This window comes from Chryseobacterium bernardetii (assembly GCF_003815975.1).
In the GTDB taxonomy this organism is placed as follows: domain Bacteria; phylum Bacteroidota; class Bacteroidia; order Flavobacteriales; family Weeksellaceae; genus Chryseobacterium; species Chryseobacterium bernardetii.
The window spans coordinates 2,572,499-2,594,329 of record NZ_CP033932.1 but is presented as its reverse complement, the minus strand read 5'-3'; the positions used below and the strand labels follow the sequence as shown (position 1 = coordinate 2,594,329).

15 protein-coding genes are annotated in these 21,831 nt (G+C 35.7%); all 15 read right to left on the bottom strand.

The features are described 5' to 3' along the window. Positions 1 to 112: 112 nt before the first annotated feature. Positions 113 to 1,399 carry an IS1182 family transposase gene (locus EG339_RS11930; protein WP_072996593.1) on the bottom strand — a complete coding sequence of 429 codons (1,287 nt, stop codon included), beginning with the start codon at positions 1,397 to 1,399 and terminating at the stop codon, positions 113 to 115. A gap of 148 nt (positions 1,400 to 1,547) precedes the next feature. After that, positions 1,548 to 2,420, bottom strand: coding sequence for a DUF3347 domain-containing protein (locus tag EG339_RS11925; RefSeq protein ID WP_072996594.1), 873 nt, complete (start codon positions 2,418 to 2,420; stop codon positions 1,548 to 1,550). 556 nt (positions 2,421 to 2,976) lie between these two features. Next, a complete protein-coding gene (locus EG339_RS11915) occupies positions 2,977 to 4,197 on the bottom strand; it encodes a hypothetical protein (RefSeq protein WP_072996596.1) in 1,221 nt (406 codons plus the stop codon). Next, positions 4,194 to 4,640: a QcrA and Rieske domain-containing protein gene (locus EG339_RS11910; protein ID WP_072996597.1), complete on the bottom strand. Its 447-nt coding sequence runs from the start codon at positions 4,638 to 4,640 to the stop codon at positions 4,194 to 4,196. The genes EG339_RS11915 and EG339_RS11910 overlap by 4 nt, the downstream gene beginning before the upstream one ends. 2 nt (positions 4,641 to 4,642) lie before the next feature. Next, positions 4,643 to 5,845 (bottom strand): di-heme oxidoredictase family protein, encoded by a 1,203-nt coding sequence (locus EG339_RS11905; RefSeq protein ID WP_072996598.1) that lies wholly within the window; start codon positions 5,843 to 5,845, stop codon positions 4,643 to 4,645. Positions 5,846 to 6,243: 398 nt separating this feature from the next. Continuing rightward, a complete protein-coding gene (locus tag EG339_RS11900; protein ID WP_002981203.1) occupies positions 6,244 to 7,323 on the bottom strand; it encodes an endonuclease in 1,080 nt (359 codons plus the stop codon). Between the two features lie 319 nt (positions 7,324 to 7,642). After that, positions 7,643 to 8,440 (bottom strand): phosphatase PAP2 family protein, encoded by a 798-nt coding sequence (locus EG339_RS11895; protein ID WP_228459745.1) that lies wholly within the window; start codon positions 8,438 to 8,440, stop codon positions 7,643 to 7,645. A gap of 184 nt (positions 8,441 to 8,624) precedes the next feature. Continuing rightward, on the bottom strand, positions 8,625 to 10,664 hold the full coding sequence (locus EG339_RS11890; protein ID WP_072996601.1) for a heavy metal translocating P-type ATPase: 2,040 nt from the start codon (positions 10,662 to 10,664) through the stop codon (positions 8,625 to 8,627). Positions 10,665 to 10,707: 43 nt separating this feature from the next. Beyond that, complete coding sequence (locus EG339_RS11885; RefSeq protein WP_084081246.1) at positions 10,708 to 11,184, bottom strand: MgtC/SapB family protein; 477 nt, start codon at positions 11,182 to 11,184, stop codon at positions 10,708 to 10,710. 5 nt (positions 11,185 to 11,189) lie between these two features. After that, positions 11,190 to 13,094, bottom strand: a complete 1,905-nt coding sequence (locus tag EG339_RS11880) for an LTA synthase family protein (protein ID WP_228459744.1) — start codon at positions 13,092 to 13,094, stop codon at positions 11,190 to 11,192. 232 nt (positions 13,095 to 13,326) lie between these two features. Then, the gene (locus EG339_RS11875; protein WP_123870274.1) at positions 13,327 to 14,220 is read right to left on the bottom strand and encodes a cation diffusion facilitator family transporter; all 894 of its coding nucleotides are present in this window, start codon (positions 14,218 to 14,220) and stop codon (positions 13,327 to 13,329) included. A 28-nt stretch (positions 14,221 to 14,248) separates the two neighbouring features. Next, positions 14,249 to 15,127: a bestrophin family protein gene (locus EG339_RS11870; protein ID WP_072996604.1), complete on the bottom strand. Its 879-nt coding sequence runs from the start codon at positions 15,125 to 15,127 to the stop codon at positions 14,249 to 14,251. Between the two features lie 31 nt (positions 15,128 to 15,158). Further along, the gene (locus tag EG339_RS11865; protein WP_072996605.1) at positions 15,159 to 15,899 is read right to left on the bottom strand and encodes a methyltransferase family protein; all 741 of its coding nucleotides are present in this window, start codon (positions 15,897 to 15,899) and stop codon (positions 15,159 to 15,161) included. Positions 15,900 to 15,959: 60 nt separating this feature from the next. After that, positions 15,960 to 17,279: an efflux RND transporter periplasmic adaptor subunit gene (locus tag EG339_RS11860; protein ID WP_072996606.1), complete on the bottom strand. Its 1,320-nt coding sequence runs from the start codon at positions 17,277 to 17,279 to the stop codon at positions 15,960 to 15,962. Positions 17,280 to 17,350: 71 nt separating this feature from the next. Further along, on the bottom strand, positions 17,351 to 21,715 hold the full coding sequence (locus tag EG339_RS11855; protein ID WP_072996607.1) for a CusA/CzcA family heavy metal efflux RND transporter: 4,365 nt from the start codon (positions 21,713 to 21,715) through the stop codon (positions 17,351 to 17,353). Positions 21,716 to 21,831 lie beyond the last annotated feature (116 nt).

Sequence of the window (21,831 nt, the reverse complement as noted above, 5' to 3'; positions counted from 1 at the left end):
GTCTCAAAAGGACAGTCTTTTTTTGTGCTTTGTTTAAAAATCCGATTTTTGAAGTTTTCTATTTTTGATTTTTTGAAAAACAAAGCTAAAAAAGTCAAAAAAACAGTCTATTTCAGGCTGCTTTTGCCATTTTTTTGAGATTATGGGCAATGGCGAGAATGCCGATTTCTACTTCGACCTTAGTTTTTCCTCGAAGCATAAAACGTTTAAAATTTTTGTTGTGTTTGAGCTCTGCAAAAACAGGTTCAACATCGTGACATCGCTGTTTTCGGAGTTTGATGCCTTTTTTGGTATTGAGAAGTTTGAAAACCCTTTCCCTGATTTTTGCCAGCTTCGGATTGTTTTGAGAAGTGGTTATTTGTCCCGATTTTTGATCTTTTCTGAAGTAATTGTATTTAACATAAGATTTTATTTTCTTGTTTTTCAGTAGGTTATAGTTTTCTTCCGAACCGTAGCCTGCATCGGCAACGAGCTCTTTCGGAACTTTATGATAGCTGTCTTCAAAACCTTTTAAATGAGACTCCAATGTTTTGGTATCCGTAGGATTGGGATGAATGGAATAATGTAAAATAAATTGTTTATTCGTAGAAATCTGTAGATTATAGGCCGCTTTGAGTTGTCCGTTTCGCATATGATCCTCTTTCATCCGCATAAAAGTAGCATCTGTATCGGTCTTGGAATAAGAGTTTCTGGCTTGTAAAATCGCCTGTTGTTTTTTGTATTTATCCAAATTGTTTGCCCAGTTTTTATTGGCATAATTCAGTTTCTGGCGAACTTTCGAAGGTATTTTTTTATCCTTCAACACCTCGTTGATCTTGTCGATGGTTTGTGTTACTTTTTCTGAATCAATCTCTTTAAAATCGATGTTTTCAGTGTTTTGAAGCTCTTCTTTTGCCACACTTTCTGCATAATTCCAAAGTTCTTCCAGTTGCTCTGCAATTCTTAGCTGATGCTTCTTGATGGCTCTTCCCCAAACAAAAGTATAGCGGTTGGCATTGGCCTCTATCTTGGTCCCATCTACAAAAGTGGTTTCCAGGCTTACCAAACCTTCCTTCTCCAAAAGCAAAACAATTTGTGTAAAGATGGCTTTTACTTCACCCTTTAATCGCTCGCTTCGAAACCTGTTCAAAGTATTATGATCAGGACGGCTCATCGCCGAAAGCCACATAAAATGGATGTTTTCCTTCAATGCCTGTTCCATTTTCCGGCTTGAATAAATGTTACTCAAATAACCATAAATCAATACTTTCAAAAGCATTTTCGGATGGTAAGACGATGTTCCTCCCGGTTTGTAGGTTTTGATTAAGTTTTTAATATCCAAACCATCGATAATGTTTGAAACTATTTTCACAGGATGCTTGTCATCAATCAACTCCGACAAATTCGGAGGAAAAAGCAAATTTTCTTTGGGATTGTAATCTTTAAAGACTACCTTTTAATTAATTAACACACAGCAATTTACAAAATTTGCTACAATTAGGAAAGCCTCGGCTTTCCTTTTTTGCATAAAAAAGGCTATCTCGCTTTTGAGACAGCCTCCTTTGTTTTTAATTTATCATTTCTACTACCTTACCACAGGTTAGCATTTGAGAACCGTAATATGGATTTTTAACAGCTTCTTCCTTGCTCAGCCAATTTGCTCCTTTCCCGTTATTATACATTGGGCAATGCTGATAATATACAGGAATCTCCTGCTTTGATACCTTAGCCAACTCATACATATTATTAGAAAGCAAAACGAATGTTTCCCTTTGTTGGGCAACATTTTTTGAAGCAGCAATCTTTTCGGCATTTGCAGTCAAGTCTTTCATCACTTTCATCCAAACGCTATGCTCCTTGGTAGAAAGTTTTGCCATTTCTACCGCTTTGATGGCTTTCACTAAATCGGCAGCTTTTGTGGATGAAGTGCCTGCATCAGTTTTTACCAAAGCATCTTTCACTGAAAAATAATTGTCAAAAACAGTTTTCAATTGTGGTAAATTTTGGGCATCGGTAGTTTTTGTTGTTGCCATTTCGTTGTGATTTGCGTGTTGATTTTTCATATCCATACCTGCGTCATTAGATTTTGCGACCGGCTTTAATTCCCTGCTGTATTGACAACATCCTGAAAGTTTGGCATACACATCATCTGGAGCTAAAAACTTCTCGCTGTCATAGCCTGCCAAAGCGATACGTTTCAATATTTCGTCCTGATTGGTCTTACCGCTATCATAAGTGAGTGTAGCCATTTTAGTGTCTTTATTCCATTCTACACTGGCTATCTTGTTCAAGTTGCCTGCTTTTTCGATAGTGGCTTTACACATACCGCAATTGCCGTAAATTTTTACGGTTTCTGTTTTCGCATTCTTGATTTGTGCGAAACTGTTTATTGATGATAGTAATACGGTAATTACCATCACTATTTTTGATAATGATTTCATTTTGAAAATTTTTAATTTAATTAGAAATACAAAAGGGGTGCGAAAACCGGATTTGGTTTTCGACAAGACATAACTTTGGCTGTAAAGCTTCCGTTTTAGCTTATTTTAGGCGGTTGCCAAATGGATGAGTAGCCTAAAGAATAGTAGGCTTGTTCAAACCCGAATTTTTGCTTTTTGTTTTCAGCAAAAGGGTCTGTTATATTTAAATCAATTGGTATTAATAAGCTGACAAAAGATGAAGAAGTACTGCATCTGCAAGAGCTGTGTTTACAATTGCCATCGCAGTCGTTACCATCGTTACATTTTTTATCTGACTTGTGCTTGCAACTGTCTTTGTCGTGCAATTTATCAGATTTTTCTTCTGAGCAGGACTTTTTTTCAGTGCTTGTTGATTTTTTGGAACAGGCATAGCTTTGAATAGGTATCAAAAAGAAACCCAAACAAAATAGTGTTATCACACTCGTATATATTCTTAAATTTGTCAACACAACAAATTTACAAATAAAAATATATTTTCAACAGCTTAGCTATATATATTTCAATTTCTTAGTAAAAATTAAAAATAGGTAGAAATTCCAAAACTGAAGCCTGTCGTAGTTGATGAAGGATTTGCAAAAACATCTCTTTGTTTCTGAAATCTGTAATTAATTCTAAAAACAGTCTGTGCATTTGGTCTTAAACTAATTGCAGGCATTACACTCCATAGGTCATCTCCAATTTTGTTGTTATTTTCTCTAAAGTGGCCTACATTCCAGTCTATATATTCAAAACGGCATGCAACATTAACAACGGCTTTTTCCCAACCTAGAATTTTTCTTTTAACTATGGGTTGCACAATATCAAGAAATCCTCCATATTGTCTATCCCCATATTGCTGTGTATAAGTTTCAGGAACATCTACTTTTACCCATGCCCATTCCGCAGTAATAAAAGTTCCCAAATTTGGAAGTGTATTATTATAATCCAATGCAAATACTCTTACTCTTCTCTTATCATCGATCTGGAGACCATCATCCTGAAATTTATTGTAAATACCTCCCATATAAGAAACTCCAATCTCTCCTGCTTTTTTATGTCTTGTAGCAATTTTGGCGGTTAAAAGAGGGATGCCGCTATTGATTCCTTCAAAACGTTCGGGATTACTTTTGGCAGCGGGCAAATAAGTTTTGTTCTGACTATTATCAATAATTGAATTATCAAAATTTCCGGAAAGATAGGCTTCATAGCCAATCATCCAATCTGCTTTATACATTTTTCCATATAACCCAAAGCCGGCGTTGCTAAATGTTGCAGGCAACATTTGTGTTGCTGATATAGGACGATCAGTAAATTCCCATTTCGGACCATCATGATTTTGGTTGAAAGCCCCAATTGGATTCATGATAATTCCTCCTCGCAAATTAAGCAGGGGATTAAGCTCCACATCAATGGCAGCAAATTCAATATTAATCTCTTTACCACCTTCTTCCAATTCTATTTCACTAAGAAATTTTATTTTGGACGAAATTGAAGAAGATACGAAAAGTGTCATTCTTCGTAATTGAAATTGATGTCCTTCTGATACGCCGTCGGTACTGATGTGCTGCCAGTTGAGTTCTGCATAGCCTCCGATAGAGACAGGTACTTTTCCTAGGCCTAAGAAAGGGCGTGTGTAGACAGCATCCATATTTAAAGATTGGGCGCTGTCTATAGGAATTCTTTTTAATAGCTCAGTATCGACCTGTGCTATGGTTGTTTGAAATATTAAAAATACAGTAAGGTAGAGGATTTTTTTCATACGGGTTTCTTTAAAGAAATTTTCAAAAAATCGGATTCTATGTACAGCGGAAATTTTCTTAGTGCCCTATCAGCAGGACCGTTTTGTACATGCCCTTTATTGGTAAATTCGCTACCGTGTGCAGGACATTGGAGCTTGTCTCCAAACACTTGCAATTGGCTTCCCTGATGGCTACATTGCATCCATAATGCCTCGTATTGGGTTTCTGAAAAACGAAATACGCAGATAGGATATTTCAGGATATCATTTTGAATGATGACATAAGAACGTTTTTTATCTGGATATTTTGCTTCCACAAAATCTACCAAAGGCAATATAATGTAATCTTCTTCAATTGTTCCAGCAACTATTTTATTGCTTATACACCCTGAAAGAACGATAGGAAGTGCTGTAATCCCCAAACAGGCAAAACCACATTTTTTTATAAATTCAAGTCTATCCACTTTTATAATGATTTTAAAAATTTAATAATAGCTTCTTTCTCCTGAGATAATAACTGCATGTATTTATTTTTGCTATTTGTAGCTTCTCCACCATGCAGTTGTATAGCTTCCTCTATACTTTTTGCTCTACCATCATGCATTAGGGAATATTGCCCCCCTTGTGATTTTGGTGATAAACCCAGTCCCCACAATGCAGGAGTACGCCATTCATAGGTCTTTGCAGATCCTTCTGTATATCCATCATCCAAAGCATTGCCCATATCATGAAGCAATAGATCTGTGTATGGGTAAAACTTTTTATTTGATAATGCTGAAATTGAAGATGATGAAGTTTTTAATTCCGAGACATGGCATTTAATGCAACTTATTTGGGTAAATAGAGCCTGCCCCTGCTTAACACTATTGTTTTCTGGATCTCGTTGAATCGGCGTTTTTAATGTACGCAGATAAAATACGACATCTGCAATGGTTTTGTCAGAGACCTCTGGGTCAATGTTCATTCCTGAATAAACATCTTGAGGATTAAATGTTGAAGCAATGCCCATATCTTGATTATAGGCATTAACAGTCTGTTGATGTAAACTGTATGTGGATGCTTTTTTACCAAATCGTCCGATATACTTCCCTCCTTTTGGGATCGCAAAAGGAAATGGCGCTTGATATGCTGGAAGCACTATGTAATTTGGAACTCCTGAAATCCCATCATTATCTGCATCAAAAGGATCAGCCATTGCCAAGATATCTGTATCGGACACCAATTCAATAAAACCCAATCCTGTATTTGCAGGCGGAGTAAATTTGGAAAATGTCGCTCCGAAAGGAATTGTCTCCGGAGTATAACCCGGTATCGCTCTATTCTGTAATTGGGGACCACCTAAATGTAAAAATAAATTACCCGTTTCGTCAACCTGACCAAAACGAGTCAGCGTAGAAAAAGGCGTGCCCTTTCCGTCACCGGCATGGCAACTGCCGCAACTTGTTGCTACAAATGTAGGCCCAAGCCCTTTTTCAACTGTGAAAATTTCATCATTAAAAGCAATATCTCCTTTCAAAAATTGCTGGTTTTCAGCGTAGGACAAACCCTCAATCGGACCGTCTAATAATTCGCCTTCGTCTATTGCTTCCGGATGGAGGTTATCACAAGCCTGCACGATAATAAAAACAAGATAGCAAAGTACAACAACAGATAAATATCTTTTACTCACGATTATTTTTTTTTCAAATATAAACAAATTGTTAGACTAATCTAACAATTTGTTTATATTAATCTAATTTTATTGTAATATTTAATCTGGATTTCGGTTTTTGAACTTTTATCTTATTTAACACATAGTCATATTCCAAAAATTTTAAAAGAGTTCTACTCAGAGTAATCGTAATAGAAGATTTTTATAGTGTAAGAAACGGAGGTATAATTCTGTCCAAACTTTTTTTGGCGACGCATACAATTAATTACTAGATTAAAAAAGCAAAGAGGCTGTCCGAAAAGTTTGGACAGCCTCAATTTTTGCTGGTTTTATTTGTGCCCCAATACAGGAGGAGTATATGAATATTTGATTCTCAGAAGGTTTATCTGACTTTTAGGACACTTCCTTTTGCTTTTTTAATCTTCTATAATAAATTTTGTATTGCTATTATCTAATTTAAGAAAATAAACTCCTTTTGGTAGATTTTTCAAATTAACTGTATTCCCATTCTCAAATGGTTTTTCAATTGTTTGAACATTTTGTCCAGCAGAATTAATAATTAATGCAATTTTAAATTTTTTCAAATCTTTTTCGCCAGTTACTCTTAAGACATTTCCTCTAACTGGATTTGGAACAATGGTTAGATTTTTAGATATTGATGAAACATCATCTACACCCATATAAGCTCCCCAAATCAGCGCAACAAATTCAGGGCGGTCTATATATGGATTCCTATTTCCCTGATATGTGAAAGCTGCATTATTTCGTGCTATTTCAAAAGCTGAGACTGGATCTCCATCATTCCACGCAAGTAATTGTTTGAGTTCCCAAGTTTGAAGACCTGGAAATGCCACAGAGCCTAAAATGTTTCCATTGCTGAAACCAGAAAGTTGTGTTTCATATCTTGTTACAAAATATAAAATCATTCTTGCAATATCTCCCTTAAATTCATCTATTGGTTCAAAAACAGTACCTGCGTAGCCTGCGGAAGCCGAACTTCCTAATTTTGAGCCATTTAATGAAGTAAAAGAAACCGTTCCTACTTTTCCAAATGGGTAATTTGATCGCATTCCGTTTACTTTGCCATCAGTTGGTGTCACAAAATGGACATCAGATCTCATTGGTAAGTTTTGATTAAATAAGCTTTGTGGTACTACGTGCTCCCTGTTATAACAATCTCCTTCACTGCTGTAATTACCACACTGGTTAGAACCGTGGTTATAGTTGTATGGATCTGATCCAAGTGGATTTTCTGAATACATATCCATTACAGTTCCGTCGTTTTCATAAAAATAATCTCGGTCTGTAGTTTGAAATGCATTTAATAATCCTGCATACCCTTTGTCTTGGTGCCCATTGGTAATTATTGTTTTAAGTTTTGATTTTAGGGTTGCTCCAGAAAGACCTGCTGTTCCGTCATAATAATTCGTTGGTGCTTGTGCAGAGATTGTACAAAATACAAAGCCCGTCAAAAGATTTAGTAATAATTTTTTCATGCTAATGTTAAAAAATAAAAGGTTAATAAAAGTTGTTTGAATGAATTTTTGTTTGGAAAATATTGTTTGGAGAATACTTAAGTATTATTCAGAAAATGATACATTGTATTTTAACTATTTAGAGTGTGTTTGATGGTTAGATGGTCTGGGATGAATTTTTGTATACTTAACACTAAATTTATAAGTCTGATGTATTATTAGCAAAAGAAAAAAAAGGGCACAACATATCAGATAAAAGATATCCTTTGAGGAAACCCTATGTTTACTATTACGTATTGCTTTTCTTTTTAATGTCCTTTTAAAACTCATTATATTACTTTTAAAAGGACAATTGATAGTTTAGCCCCATCATATTCGTTTTATCAAATTTTTGATAAAATGGCGAAATCATCGAAGCAGACTTACCCTTGCTGATGTTAAACAAAGAATTGATTTTGGGATATAACCAATAAGCTAGTTCTGTTGACAATATCCCAACTCCAGCACCTGCAAATACATCAGTTACCCAATGTTTGTTATTGATTACCCGGTATACACTTGTAAAAACCGCAAATGAATATCCCGATATTCCAAGCCAGTAATTGGTGTCCTTATATTCACGGAATAAAAAGTGGGCAGTCGAAAAGGCAACAGCAGCATGTCCCGAAGGAAACGACATATTATTGGATTTATCAGGTCGCTCTTCTCCGATTAATTTCTTACTTGGAAGTACAATAGCCGCTGTCAAAGCCTGGCTGGTTGCAAAAATAATTGTTCTTTCTTTAAAATTATGTTTACCCTTCATCCCTGCTAAATTCAAGGCATACACCATTGCAGCAGGGACGTACTGTGTATAATTATCCAGTTTTGAATTGGACAAATTATGTTCATTCACTTCTCCCCTAACATCACGATCTATTTCTTTCATCTCAGGAACAACAAAACTGATGGCACCGACTGTAATCAAGCTTGCCGGGATAATTAATTTCTTGTAACTTAATTGATGATGTTTCAGATCAGATACTTCTAAAGAATCATAGTAATCTAGAGTATTTAACTTCAGACTGTCTTGTGCTGAGGCTAAACAACAAATCTGCATCAATATTATGAGCATATATTTTTTGAAAAAATTTGTCATGGGAATATGCATTTTGATTTAATTCAGTGGTTATTTTCGAACATAGTTATTGATGTTCCGATATAAAACCGGAATAAAAACAATAGAATTATATTGATTTAAAGATTAGTTAGATATTGGAGGTTGCTTTAAAAACTTCATTTTATTTATTGAATTGCAATGTTTAAAAAAATCTGAAAAGTAATTATTCAAATTTCATTTTCTGAATTCTTACGGCATTCAGAATAGCAATAAGTGAAACTCCTACATCAGCAAAAACAGCTTCCCACATGGTTGCTAAACCACCAGCTCCAAGAATAAGCACAATTGCTTTCACTACAAATGCTAGGATGATATTCTGCCAAACAATCTTTTTTGTTTTTTTACCGATATTGATTGCCATGGGAATTTTTGAAGGTTTATCATCCTGAATTACGACATCGGCTGTTTCAATAGTCGCATCACTTCCTAATCCACCCATAGCAATTCCTACGTCACTCAATGCAACCACTGGTGCATCATTTACCCCGTCACCAACAAATGCGACGCTCTCTTTTCTTGCTTTAATCTCTTTAACTTTATTGACTTTGTCTTCTGGAAGTAAATCACCAAAAGCATTATCAATTCCTATCTCGTCCGCAACATATTTAACCACACTACTTTTATCCCCACTGAGCATAGTCACCTTAACATTAAGATTATGAAGTTTTTTGATTGTAATCCCTGCATCTTCTTTTATACTGTCTGCAATAGTAATAAGGCCAGCAAATTTTCCTTCATATGCTATTGCGATGATAGTATAAATAATTGTGGAAGGGTCAATATCATATTTAATATTGAATTTATCCATTAGCTTAAAATTACCCACCAGCAAATCTTTTCCGTTCACAGTCGCTTTAAGACCGTGACCTGCAATTTCTTCAGTATTATCAAGATTGATAGAATTATCAATTTCTCCAACATACTCATGAATAGCGGTTGCGACAGGATGCGTTGACTTACTCTCCAGCGTATTTACAAGTTTAAGAATTTCATCCTGGTCAAAACCTGGTTCAATTTTAACTTCCTGAACTTTAAAAACACCTTCAGTCATTGTTCCGGTTTTGTCCATTACAACGTTTTGTATCTCAGCAATTTTATCGAGAAAATTACTTCCTTTAAATAAAATCCCATTTCTGCTTGCGGCACCAATCCCTCCGAAATATCCTAAAGGAATCGATATTACCAATGCACAAGGGCATGAGATCACTAAAAATACCAGCGCACGATACAACCAATCTCTAAATACATAATCATCAACAATGAAATATGGTACAACGCAGATTAAAATTGCCAATAAGACGACTATAGGTGTATATATACGAGCAAATTTTCTGATAAAAAGTTCTGTAGGGGCTTTTTGTGATGTGGCATTCTGTACCAATTCCAAAATCTTACTTAATTTACTGTCTTCGTAAGCAGTAGTGATCTTTACTTGTGCGACGCTCGTCAGATTGATCATTCCTGCTAAAACTGACTCCCCTTTGCTTTTCGTATCTGGTTTACTTTCGCCTGTTAAAGCAGCGGTGTTGAAGGATGCCGAATCACTTAGCAATTCACCGTCCAACGCTAATTTTTCACCAGGTTTCAATTGAATAATCTCTCCTATTTTAGCTTGTGCAGCTTTTATAGTTTTAGGAATATTATTCTCCAAAATTGTAACCTCATCTGGTCGCTGGTCAAGTAAAGCTTTAATATTACTCTTAGCCCTTGTAACTGCGAGAGTTTGAAAGGTCTCTCCTACAGCATAGAACAACATTACAGCAACACCTTCAGGATATTCTGCGATAACAAATGCGCCGACAGTAGCAATGGTCATCAGTAAAAATTCCGAAAAAACATCACCTTTTACGATACTTTCAATAGCTTCTTTTATAACAGGAAGGCCAACAGGAGCATAAGCAGCCACATACCATATTGTCCTAATCCATCCATCAAACCATTCAATTTTAACGTAATTATCAAATACAATTCCCGTTAATAGAAGCACAAGTGATATTACTGATGGTAAAAACATTTGAAAAATAGTTTTATCCGTGCTTCCGTGGTCGTGTCCGTCTTCATCGCTATGATCATGATCATGCCCGTCGTTCGCTGTATGTTTCGATTTTTTCAGGAGATTATCAGCCTTTTTATCAATCTTTTCCTCTTGTGCAGAGCAGCAGAGCTGTTTGCCCTCTGCGTCATACTTGTGAATGTGTTCCATAATATTTTGATTAAATGTTTACATTTTTAAATCTTAAAGTAAGCTAAACGTTGTTTCCTTCATCATGATTACTTTTGTTTGAAATATTACTTTTTATTATCTTTCTAAACCATGTGAATTTATTAAGAGATAATAATATGTAAATTAAAACGGTAGAAAATATGGCCAGTACATACATATTGAGAGCAACTGCAGAGCCGACTGCAGCCGTAGCCCATAAGGCAGATGACGTTGTTAGCCCCATAAGACCGTTGCCTTTATCCTTAAAGCTCAAACCTGCGCCGATAAAGCCGAGTCCCGTTGCTATCGCAGCGAGCATTCGTGCAATAGCAGATTTATCATCTGTAAGGTGAGATGCAATTGCAACAAACAGACACGAAGCCAAGGTAATTGCACCAAAAGTTCTGATTCCCGCATCTTTATGGGATGTTTCCCTCTCAAAACCTATAATACAACCTAATACTATTGACAAAAAGAGTTTAGCTGCAATAATTAACTCAAAGCGGAGATCCATATTCATATCAATTATTTTTTTTGATTCTGCTTCAAACCATTATTTTTATAAAGGTAATAGGCTGTTTGATAATTCGCAATTGCCCTTCTTACTATTTCCGGCTTAGGTAATACAGCAATCTGATCGTTTTTTCCTTGTATATATTTAAAAGTCTCAACTTTTTGTTGGGGTGAAAGGATGACGAGATCATCATTCTCCATATAGGCAAGTTTTTGGTAAGTCCCAACAAATATTCTGGGAATATAGTTGTCGCTAAGTACATTTTTTCCATACAGATTGCTTGTATATTTCCATCCTAAAAAGTTAAATAAAGTAGGATACAAATCAATTTGAGAACACATTTTATCGATTTTCAAAGACTGCTTGTCTTGAAGATTTACAATCATCGCGGGAATATGGTATTTTGATATATCAATTTCATTTTTCCCAGCGCTGCTGGCACAGTGGTCTGCAACAATAACAATAACAGTATTTTTATACCATGGCTTATTTTTTATCTTTTTCAGAAATGCTCCTATTGCATAATCTGTATATTTAACTGCTCCTTCTCTTCCTGAACCAGAGGGAATATCAATTTTTCCATCCGGATAGGTGAACGGTCGGTGATTTGACGTAGTCATAACAAAGTCGTAGAAGGGTTTGCCACTTTTATATTGCTGATCTGATTTTCTGATTACCTCATTGTAAAGATCCTCGTCACATATACCCCATGCGTTTTCGAAAGTAATATTTCTATCATCGATTGAAGTTCTTGGCGCAAGATAGTTTTCCTTTGCAAATGCATTTCTGTTTCTATCAATAATGTTATATCCGTTATTCCCAAAATACTTGTTCATATTATCAAAATATCCGTCCCCTCCATAAAAAAAACTTGTATCATAACCCTGCTGACTGAAAATTGATCCTATTGTTGTCAGCTGGTCATTATTTTTTCGTCTGACGATACTATTACCTGGTGTAGGGGGTATTGCAAGAGAAAGAGCTTCCATTCCTCGAACCGTTCTCGTACCTGTAGCATACATATTTGTAAATAAAACACTTTCTTTTGCAAGCGAATCCAATACCGGAGTTATACCCTGATTATTTCCAAAAGTTTTCATGAAATCTGCACTGAAACTTTCCATTGTAATCATAATTACATTAGGTCTTTGTACAGTTGCTGTGGTGGGTTTAATTTTTCTTTCGATTGAGAAACTGTTCTGCAGAAATATAGAACTGCTGTCTTTCAAATCATTTTTAATAATCTTAAAAGCATCCTTATTATCCATAAGTTGATAAAAATGATCGTAATTAATTTCATTATTATTATAAGCAGAAAAGAATGAATAGATTCCTGATTTTGACAATTCATTTTGATAGCGGTTGGTACTCAAATCCGCAAAATTGTTTTCGACTAAGAAAGCATAAACAAGAGTTGCTACAAAAATTCCAACCGTTATTTTCAGCCTTGAAAAAAATCTGGTAGTGCCTTTGAAAGTATCAAAAAAATATTTTTTTCGGATACAGAAAAAAATTACAAAAAATGTGAGAATTATCATCACTGCAATTAATATTGGCAGGGGATAAGACTCATTGATATTATTAATTACTTCGTAAGTGTAAATAAGATAGTCTACAGCGATAAAATTAAACCGGCTTTCAAATTCCTGCCAAAAAGTTATTTCAGCAAAAAAGGAAAAAAACAGAATCAATACAACAAGAGAAAAAGAAAAGTAGGTAATGATTTTATTTAATCTAGAATCTACCAATCGTTGGGGCAAAATCAACAAATAAAGGCTATATGGAAATATGAAAAACAAACCTACCCCTATGTCATATATAAGTCCTAATAAAAATACTCTAATAAAAGCTACTGCAGAAAACTCAGCCTTAGGAAATGAGGACAATACAAATCCCAGCCTTAGTAAAAAAGACATTATGATAAATAATAGAAAAAATCTGGTAAGCAATGCATAGCTGCTCTTAAAAAGACTTTTAGGTTTCATACCGAGAATAGATTTATTTTAAAGTTAAATGTGGATAGCGATCCCATGAACCGCCAAGGAAGCTTCCTGAAGTGATTGATAATACGTGGGCCAGAGCCAATAATTATGACATCAAATCTGTTTTCCATATTCCAATATTTTTGATTATTAATATTGTAAATCTTTAAAGATGTGCTTCGCCTTCTTTGTGTCCTTCTGTTTCAATTTGAAAAGTAGTATGTGAAATTTTAAAATCAGTAGTAGCTTTTTCTGTAAGTGTTTTTAGTAGAATATTCATATCCTCACTACGGTCAGCAATGACATGTGAACTCATTGCATTTACACCTGAAGTAAGAGACCAAACATGCAGGTCATGTATTTTTTTGACTCCATTTATGGATTCAAGAGATTTCCGTAAATCTTCTATGTTGACATCATTTGGTGTACCTTCTAAGAGGACATTTATAGCCTCCTTCAACAGTTTCCAAGTCCTTGGAAATATTAAAAGACCTATTGCAGCAGAAATTAATGGATCAGCATAATACCAACCTGTTGTTAACATTATTATTCCTGCAATCATTACTCCTATCGATGTTAATCCATCGGAAAGAACTTCAAAATAAGCGCCCTTCATATTTAGACTCTCGGAAGAATCTTTACGGATAATTATGATCCCTATGATATTTACCACTAAACCAATCCCAGCTACAATCAACATAGGAGTACTTTGTACCTCTGGAGGATTATTAAATCTCTGATATGCTTCAAACAAAACATATATAGAAATACCTAATAAAACAACCGCATTAATAACGGCAGCCAATATTTCTGTTCTATAGTAACCAAAAGTTTTCTGAGAAGTTGCTTTTCTTTCACCTATCTTGATAGCAACGAATGCTAAAAATAGCCCTACCACATCTGTCAACATGTGTGCTGCGTCAGCTAACAACGCGAGACTCTTTGTTGTAATACCTCCTATTACCTCTGCAATCATATATGTGCCACTTAAGCACAGTACAATCAATAGATTTTTTTTGTGCTTTGATGAGGCTGAAAGATTTTTATTATCGTTATTCATAATTTCTAGATGTTATCTTATATCCAAACTACATTTCAAAATAGGAATCATTCTCTTTTTTAGCGGGAATATTTTTCTCACCAATCATTTGAAGTAGGTTGATTTCAATCGTCTGAGCCAAAGCTGTCATTGGTGTATCAACAGGAGTATTCTCAAAAGGATCCTGCATGATAATAGCTGTTTTCTCTATCGTAATAAATATAATAGGGACAATAATAGTAGTGACTATTTCGACAGTCAACTGAGAATCTTCCAAACCAAAAGGCAATAAAAAAGCAAAAACATAAATCAATGTATGCAGCAGGATACTGTAAGCTCTTGGAAATACTGTATTTTTCAATCGCTCGCATTTTCCCATGCTGTCGCATAATCTCATAAGAACCTCATTTAACTGAACTTCTTTAAAATCAGAAATATGACCTTCCGCAGCAATTTTTCTAATCTGTTCGGAATGCTTATCCAAAATTGCATTAGGAATATTTGTTCCTGTAATGTTATGGGACTGCAGATAATTCTTCACTTTATCTGAAAATACCTGTTTTCTCAATGCTTCACCCAAGGCATACACCCACACAATCTGTCTTTCTGCAACTAGCCTGCTCTCCTCGGGTAGTTCAGGAACAAACTGTCTTACTAATCTTATAAAAGATCTTGAATCATTGACGATAGCGCCCCATACGGTTCTTGCCTCCCACCATCTTTCATATGACTGTGCTGTTCTGAATGCCAGAAGTAATGACACTGCCGTTCCCAGCAATGCGGGGATACTTAATGGAATAGATATTTTTTTAAATAGAGATATATCATCCAAAAAACCTATAAAAAAAGCAAAAAATACAATCAATATGATCTGGTACTTAATCTGACGGACAAAATATCCTATCGAAATTCTTTTGTTGAGTAACATCGCTTTTTTGTATTTGATATTTATATTTTTTCTACTTGTTAATTTCTAGGGAGAACCCTTTATTTCTTTTTATTATTTTCAAAACAACATATAACAGCATAGTCACTATGCAACCTATAATAAAAACATTATTGAAATGAAGATGGTTATTCATAACTTCTGCCGAAATATCAAATACAGTAAAAATCAGAAAGATGGCAAAAAGTCCGTTTTTTTCTTTAAGCAAAACTTTTCTGATACTGAACCTCAGCTGATTACTTTTGAACAATGAAAAATTAGGTATAAACGGAGGTACTCTTTCAGTCCACCTGATATAATAATCCCCAAATTTTCTTTCAAGAAATTGCTCCTCAGCAAATATGATTCTTTCATAATAGATCCAATAAAAAAGGACGAATGAAACTATAAACCATATGCTTTCAGTCAACAGAGCTAAACCAAGCCACATAAAGAAATTTCCGAGATACAGTGGATTTCTGACAATACTGTAAATTCCTGTCGTATTTAATTCATCAGCTACCTGACCCGCTTTTGTGTTTCTGCCTGATGTATTTTTTGGAGTAAAGCCAACTGTGTAAATCCTTATGCTTAATCCGAAAATACTTATAAGGAGGCAAAACAATTCATAATAAACATTACATTCAGAGATACTTCTGTTCCAATTGGTCTCAATAAAAACTGCTAAACCAATGAAAAGAATGATGAGCGGTAAAAAACTTCTGTATCTGAATAGCCAGTTACCTTGTTTTTCAAGTTCTTGTTTTAAGGCCATAATCATTAAATTTTAAATAAGAGTGAAACACCTTAAGGTTAATTTCACTCTTTTAGTTTACTAATGTCCGTGATCTCCGGCATTTGATAATTTAGCATTCACGAAAAAAGCTCCTTTCACTACAATTTTTGAATCTTTTGGTATTTCAACGACAGGAGTAATAGCAGTATATCCCATTTCAGATGAGCCTTTGGCTACTTCCACTTTCTCAAAATTCATTTTCTTTCCCTGCTCCTTTGCATGATTACCAGCTTCCTGTTCATTTTTGTGACCGTGTTCAGCTTCTCCTTCATCATGTCCATGTCCATGATCATCATCTGCCTTCTCTAGAGCTTCATGCTCCTCAGCTTTTTTGTCTGTCTGTACAAATACATAGAACTTACCGTCAGCCTCTACAATTGCCTCATCGGGAACTGCAGGCGTTGTCGCACTCTCAAGATTAATTACACCTGTGATATTCATTCCGTCGATCAACCCCACTTTATTTCCTGTAACATTGGCATGAACAGAAATGGTCTTGCTTTCATTTTCAAAAGAAGAACCGATACTGTAAACCGTTGCATTATAAAATATTTCAGGATTATTGGTTAATTTAAACTGTACTTTCTGACCTACTTTCATTTTAGGTAAGTCTCTTTCAAATACCTGAAGATCCAAGTGAATTGAACTGTTATCTATCATTTCCAAAACCGGTGATGAAACATCTACATAACTTCCTATTTGTGCATTGATATTACTAATTACACCACTGATAGGAGCAGTAATAACCAATCCTGAACGGAGATTTCCATTGTTGACTCTTCCTGGGCTTATGCCCATCAGCTGAAGTTGTCTCTGTAAAGATGCTCTTTGTGTTCTCAGACTCTTCAGTTCGGCATCAGAACTCTGTAGATTCTTTTTGGCTCCTGCATCATTGTCAAATAGCTCTTTCTGCCTTCTGAATTCCTGCTCTGCAAAAGATATTCGACTGTTTACGGTTAAATATTGCTCCTGCAGCTGAATGTATTCTGGATTACTGATGCTTGCCAACACCTGCCCTTTTCTTACATAATCACCAATCTGAAAATTAATGGTCTTAATAACACCTCCATATAAAGAGGTCACTGTAGCTTTTTTATCATTAGGAACCCTCAACAATCCGTTGGCTTTTATGGTTGACGTTAGGTCTTTCATTTCAACTTGTCCCAGTAAGACTCCTACAGATTTCATTTGTTCTTCTGTAAGTTCAGCAATAGTTTTCGGTCCTTCTTCGTGAGCACCCTCTTCAGCTTGTTCTGTTTTGGGTTTTTCTGTTGTTGCTTCCGCTGTATCTTTCTTTCCGCAACTAACAGCAAAAAGTGAAATTAAAGCTAGAGATACAATACTATATTTGATTTTCATCTTTATAAATTTATTTGTCAGATGAAGTACCTGTAATACTGATTAATTAATAGCATTACAGGCATTTCATTTTATTGATTGATTATTGAATTAATGATAATGACAGATTCATTGACCTGCTGAATGGATTGCAGATATTTCAACTGAATATTGGTAGAAGTCTGCAAAGCAAAAAGATATTCCACATATGATATTTCCCCTGTTTTATATCCCAACTGCCCTGCTTTTGTAATCTTCTCAGCATTTGGAATAGCCTGATTGACATAGTAATCATACTGTTTTATATTTTGCTGATATTGGTTCAAAGCATTTTCAAGCTGTGCTTCCAATTGTTTTTGCTGAAACTTCGCATTGGACTCCGCCATTTGCTTTTGATAATCCAGTGAACGAATTCTCGCCTTGGTTGCACCAAAAGTTAATGGAATAGAAACTCCAATTGTTGCAGAATGAAATCTGTTTCCTCCGTTAAAATATTGATCCATTCCATTTACAGTCTGAAAACCAATCAGTGACTGATTTGTATAACCTATTGTGAAATCCGGTAAACCTAGGGACTTTTCAACCTTTTTGTTTTTCTCAGCAATCTCCATATCCTGATAAAAAGCCCTTACCGTAGGATGTCTTGCAACAACAGTACTGTCCAGAACATAATCCGCTTTCAGAGGATGATAATTCTCATCATATAATATGGTAAAATCCTCAGAAGTATTTAAAAGTGCCTTTAGGTTTTTGTAAGCATTAATCAAATACACCCAATTTTGTTTGAGTAACAGATTAATTTCTCCTTTCTGCGTTTCAGCGGTATTAATTTCAATTTTTTTAACATCTCCCGCTTTAAACCTAACTGTTGCAATTCTAATAAAATCGGTATATAAGCTGTCCAGGTTTTGAAGTTTTGTCTGATTGTACTGCAAGTACTCAATCTGATAATAATATGTTCTAACCTGTTTAGCGAGTTCATTTGCAGACACCTCTTTACTTATTTGTTTACCTTTCACCTGCTCGTTAATAAGGTCTTTTTTGGCTTTAAATAAGCTGGGAAATGGAATTGTCTGAGAAATGGAAAACATTTGATCAAACTTTTTCGAGTTATACTGTCCCAATTGCATATCTGCATTCATTTTAGGAAGTTCTTTGGCGGTAGGCAATAATGCTTCCGTGGCCTTAATATCCAGATCTTTTGACTTCATCAGGTTATTGTTGGTTAGCGCCATCTTGGTAGCCTCCTCAAGACTCAACGGATTACCCTGCTGTGCTTTAAAAGTCTGACCTAAAAATAAGAATCCTAATATCACAAGTGTTGCAACTGATTTATTACCTATTTTCTTTATGTTGATTTTTGTATTAAAAATAATATAAAGCATAGGCAATACAAATAATGTCAGGAATGTAGCTGTTACCAAACCTCCAATAACAACTGTTGCCAGTGGTTTCTGAACTTCTGCTCCTGCTCCCGTAGAAATTGCCATTGGCAAAAATCCTAATGAAGCCACCGTCGCTGTCATCAAAACGGGTCTCAACCTCGTTTTGGTACCTACCAATACGCGCTTTAGAATATCGGTTTCGCCTTCTTTTTCCAGTTGGTTGAAAGTGCCTATCAAAACAATTCCGTTCAAAACCGCAACTCCAAATAAAGCAATAAATCCAATTCCTGCACTGATACTGAATGGCATATCTCTTAATATTAAAGCGAAAACACCACCAATAGCACTCATTGGAATGGCTGTAAAAATTAGCGCAGCCTGTTTAAAAGAGTGAAATGTAAAATATAAAAGCATAAAGATCAGTAGCAACGACACAGGAACAGCAATCATCAACCTTGCGCTCGCCGCCTTTAGATTTTCAAACTGACCACCATAGGTGAAATAATATCCCGACGGAAGTTTAACCTGTTGATCCAGCTTTTTCTGAATATCTTCCACAACGCTTTCAACATCTCTGCCTTTGACATTGAAACCGATAACAATTCTTCTTTTTCCTGCCTCACGACTGATTTGTGCGGGACCTAATTTATAACTGACATTTGCCACCTGTGAAAGAGGAACCTGCACTCCGGAATTGGTGGAGATCATCAGGTTATTTACATCATCGATATTAGTTCTGTTCAGACTGTCTAAACGGACAACAAGATCGAATCTTCTTTCATTTTCGAAAACCTGTCCTGCTGCCTGTCCCGCAAATGCAGTACTTACAGCACTGTTGACATCCTGAATATTCAGTCCATAATTGGCCATTCTTGTTCTGTCGTATTCTACATTAATCTGCGGCAGTCCACTAACACGTTCTATTTGTGGGGAAGTTGCTCCCTGAACCGATTGAATAACTTTTGCTGTTTTATCTGCATAAATTGCCAATGAATCTAAATTCTCACCAAATATCTTCACCGCAACGTCCTGTCTGATACCGGTCATTAGTTCATTAAAACGCATTTGGATTGGCTGGTTTTTTTCAAAGAAAACTCCTGGAATGGTCTCCAGTTTTTCAGAAATTTCGTCGGCTAATTGTTCATAAGATTTCTTGGTTTTCCACTCATCCTGTGGTTTTAGTACGACAATCATATCCGTGGCTTCCGGCGGCATAGGATCAGTAGGGACTTCTGCAGCTCCTGTTTTTCCGACAACCATTTTTACCTCATCGAATTGCTTGATAATTCTTGAAGCCTGCATAGAAGTTTCTATACTTTGACTTAAAGAACTTCCTTGTGGTAAAATACAGTGAAAAGCAAAATCTCCTTCTTGTAACTGAGGAATAAATTCTCCTCCCATTCTACCAAAAATCAAAACTGCAATGGCAAATATGGCAATTGTCACTCCTACAAGCCAATATTTAATTTTCAGGGCTTTTTCCAGAAGTGGCTGATAGATTTTTTGGAGTCTGTTCATCATCTTATCTGAGAAAGTCTCTTTATGAGATGGCTTTTTTGACAAGATTAAGGCGCTCATCATAGGAATATAAGTCAGTGACAAAATAAAAGCTCCTAGAATTGCAAATCCTACTGTCTTAGCCATTGGTGTGAACATTTTACCTTCAACACCCACTAAAGTTAGAATCGGAATATAAACGATTAAAATAATGATCTCTCCGAATGCAGCACTGCTTCTAATCTTTGACGCAGAAAGGAAAACCTCTTCATCCATTTCATTTTGAGTCATTACCTTCATACTTTTTCTCATTCCAAGATGATGAAGGGTGGCTTCGACAATAATCACTGCACCATCTACAATCAAACCAAAATCAATAGCTCCTAAACTCATCAGGTTGGCGCTTACCCCAAAAACATTCATCATTCCTAAAGCAAATAGCAATGAAAGGGGAATTGCTGAAGCTACAATCAAACCAGCTCTTAAATTTCCAAGGAAAATAACCAAGACAAAGATTACGATCAATGCTCCTTCAATCAGGTTTTTTTCTACAGTACTGATTGCTCTTCCTACCAGATCTGTTCTGTCCAAAAATGGCTCAATCACAACATCTGCCGGAAGCGATTTCTGAATGGTAGGAATTTTTTCTTTAACTCTTTGAACGACTTCATTACTATTGGCGCCTTTCAGCATCATAATTACACCTCCCACTGCATCTACTTCGCCATTATAAGTCAAAGCTCCATAACGGACTGCGTGGCCTAAGCCAACATTGGCTACATCTTTAATGAAAATCGGAACACTACCCGTTTCATTTTTGACAGCTATATTTTTTACATCTTCAATCGAAGTAACGATTCCGATTCCACGAATAAAATAGGCATTCGGCTTTTTATCAATATAAGCACCTCCGGTGTTTTGATTGTTTTTCTCTAAAGCAGTAAATATATCTGTAATACTTACTCCCATTGCTTTTAGACGGTTTGGATTTACTGCAACTTCATACTGTTTCAACTCTCCTCCAAAGCTGTTAATTTCCGCAACACCAGGAGTTCCGTTAAGCTGTCTGCGGACAATCCAGTCCTGCATTGTTCTTAGCTCCTTACTGCTGTATTTTTTCTCACTGCCTTTTTTAGGGTGAAGAATATATTGATAGACTTCGCCCAAACCTGTACTTACAGGAGCCATTTCAGGTGTTCCCACACCTTTCGGAATTTCTTCGGCAGCTCTTTTTAATTGTTCGCTGATTAACTGACGGGCAAAATAAACGTCTACATCTTCTTTGAAAACAACGGTAATAACTGATAGCCCAAACCTTGAAATACTTCTTGTTTCTTCAATATTTGGGACATTGGCAATACTTTGCTCGATTGGAAAAGTAACGAGTTGCTCCACTTCCTGTCCTGCAAGCGTCGGGCAAACTGTAATAATCTGTACCTGATTGTTGGTGATGTCCGGTACGGCATCAATAGGTAATTTTGTGGCGCTCCAAGCACCCCAAATGACTAACATCAAAGTCATCAAGCCTATGATGATTTTATTTTTGATGCTAAATCTTATGATATTATCTAACATTGGATTTAAATTTTATTGAATGTCGAGCTCATTTCATCAAAAAAAAAGGATGAATTATGAACGACAAAGATGAGCGGAAACACGATGCAATGATATTGCAAAGTTTCCACGACAAA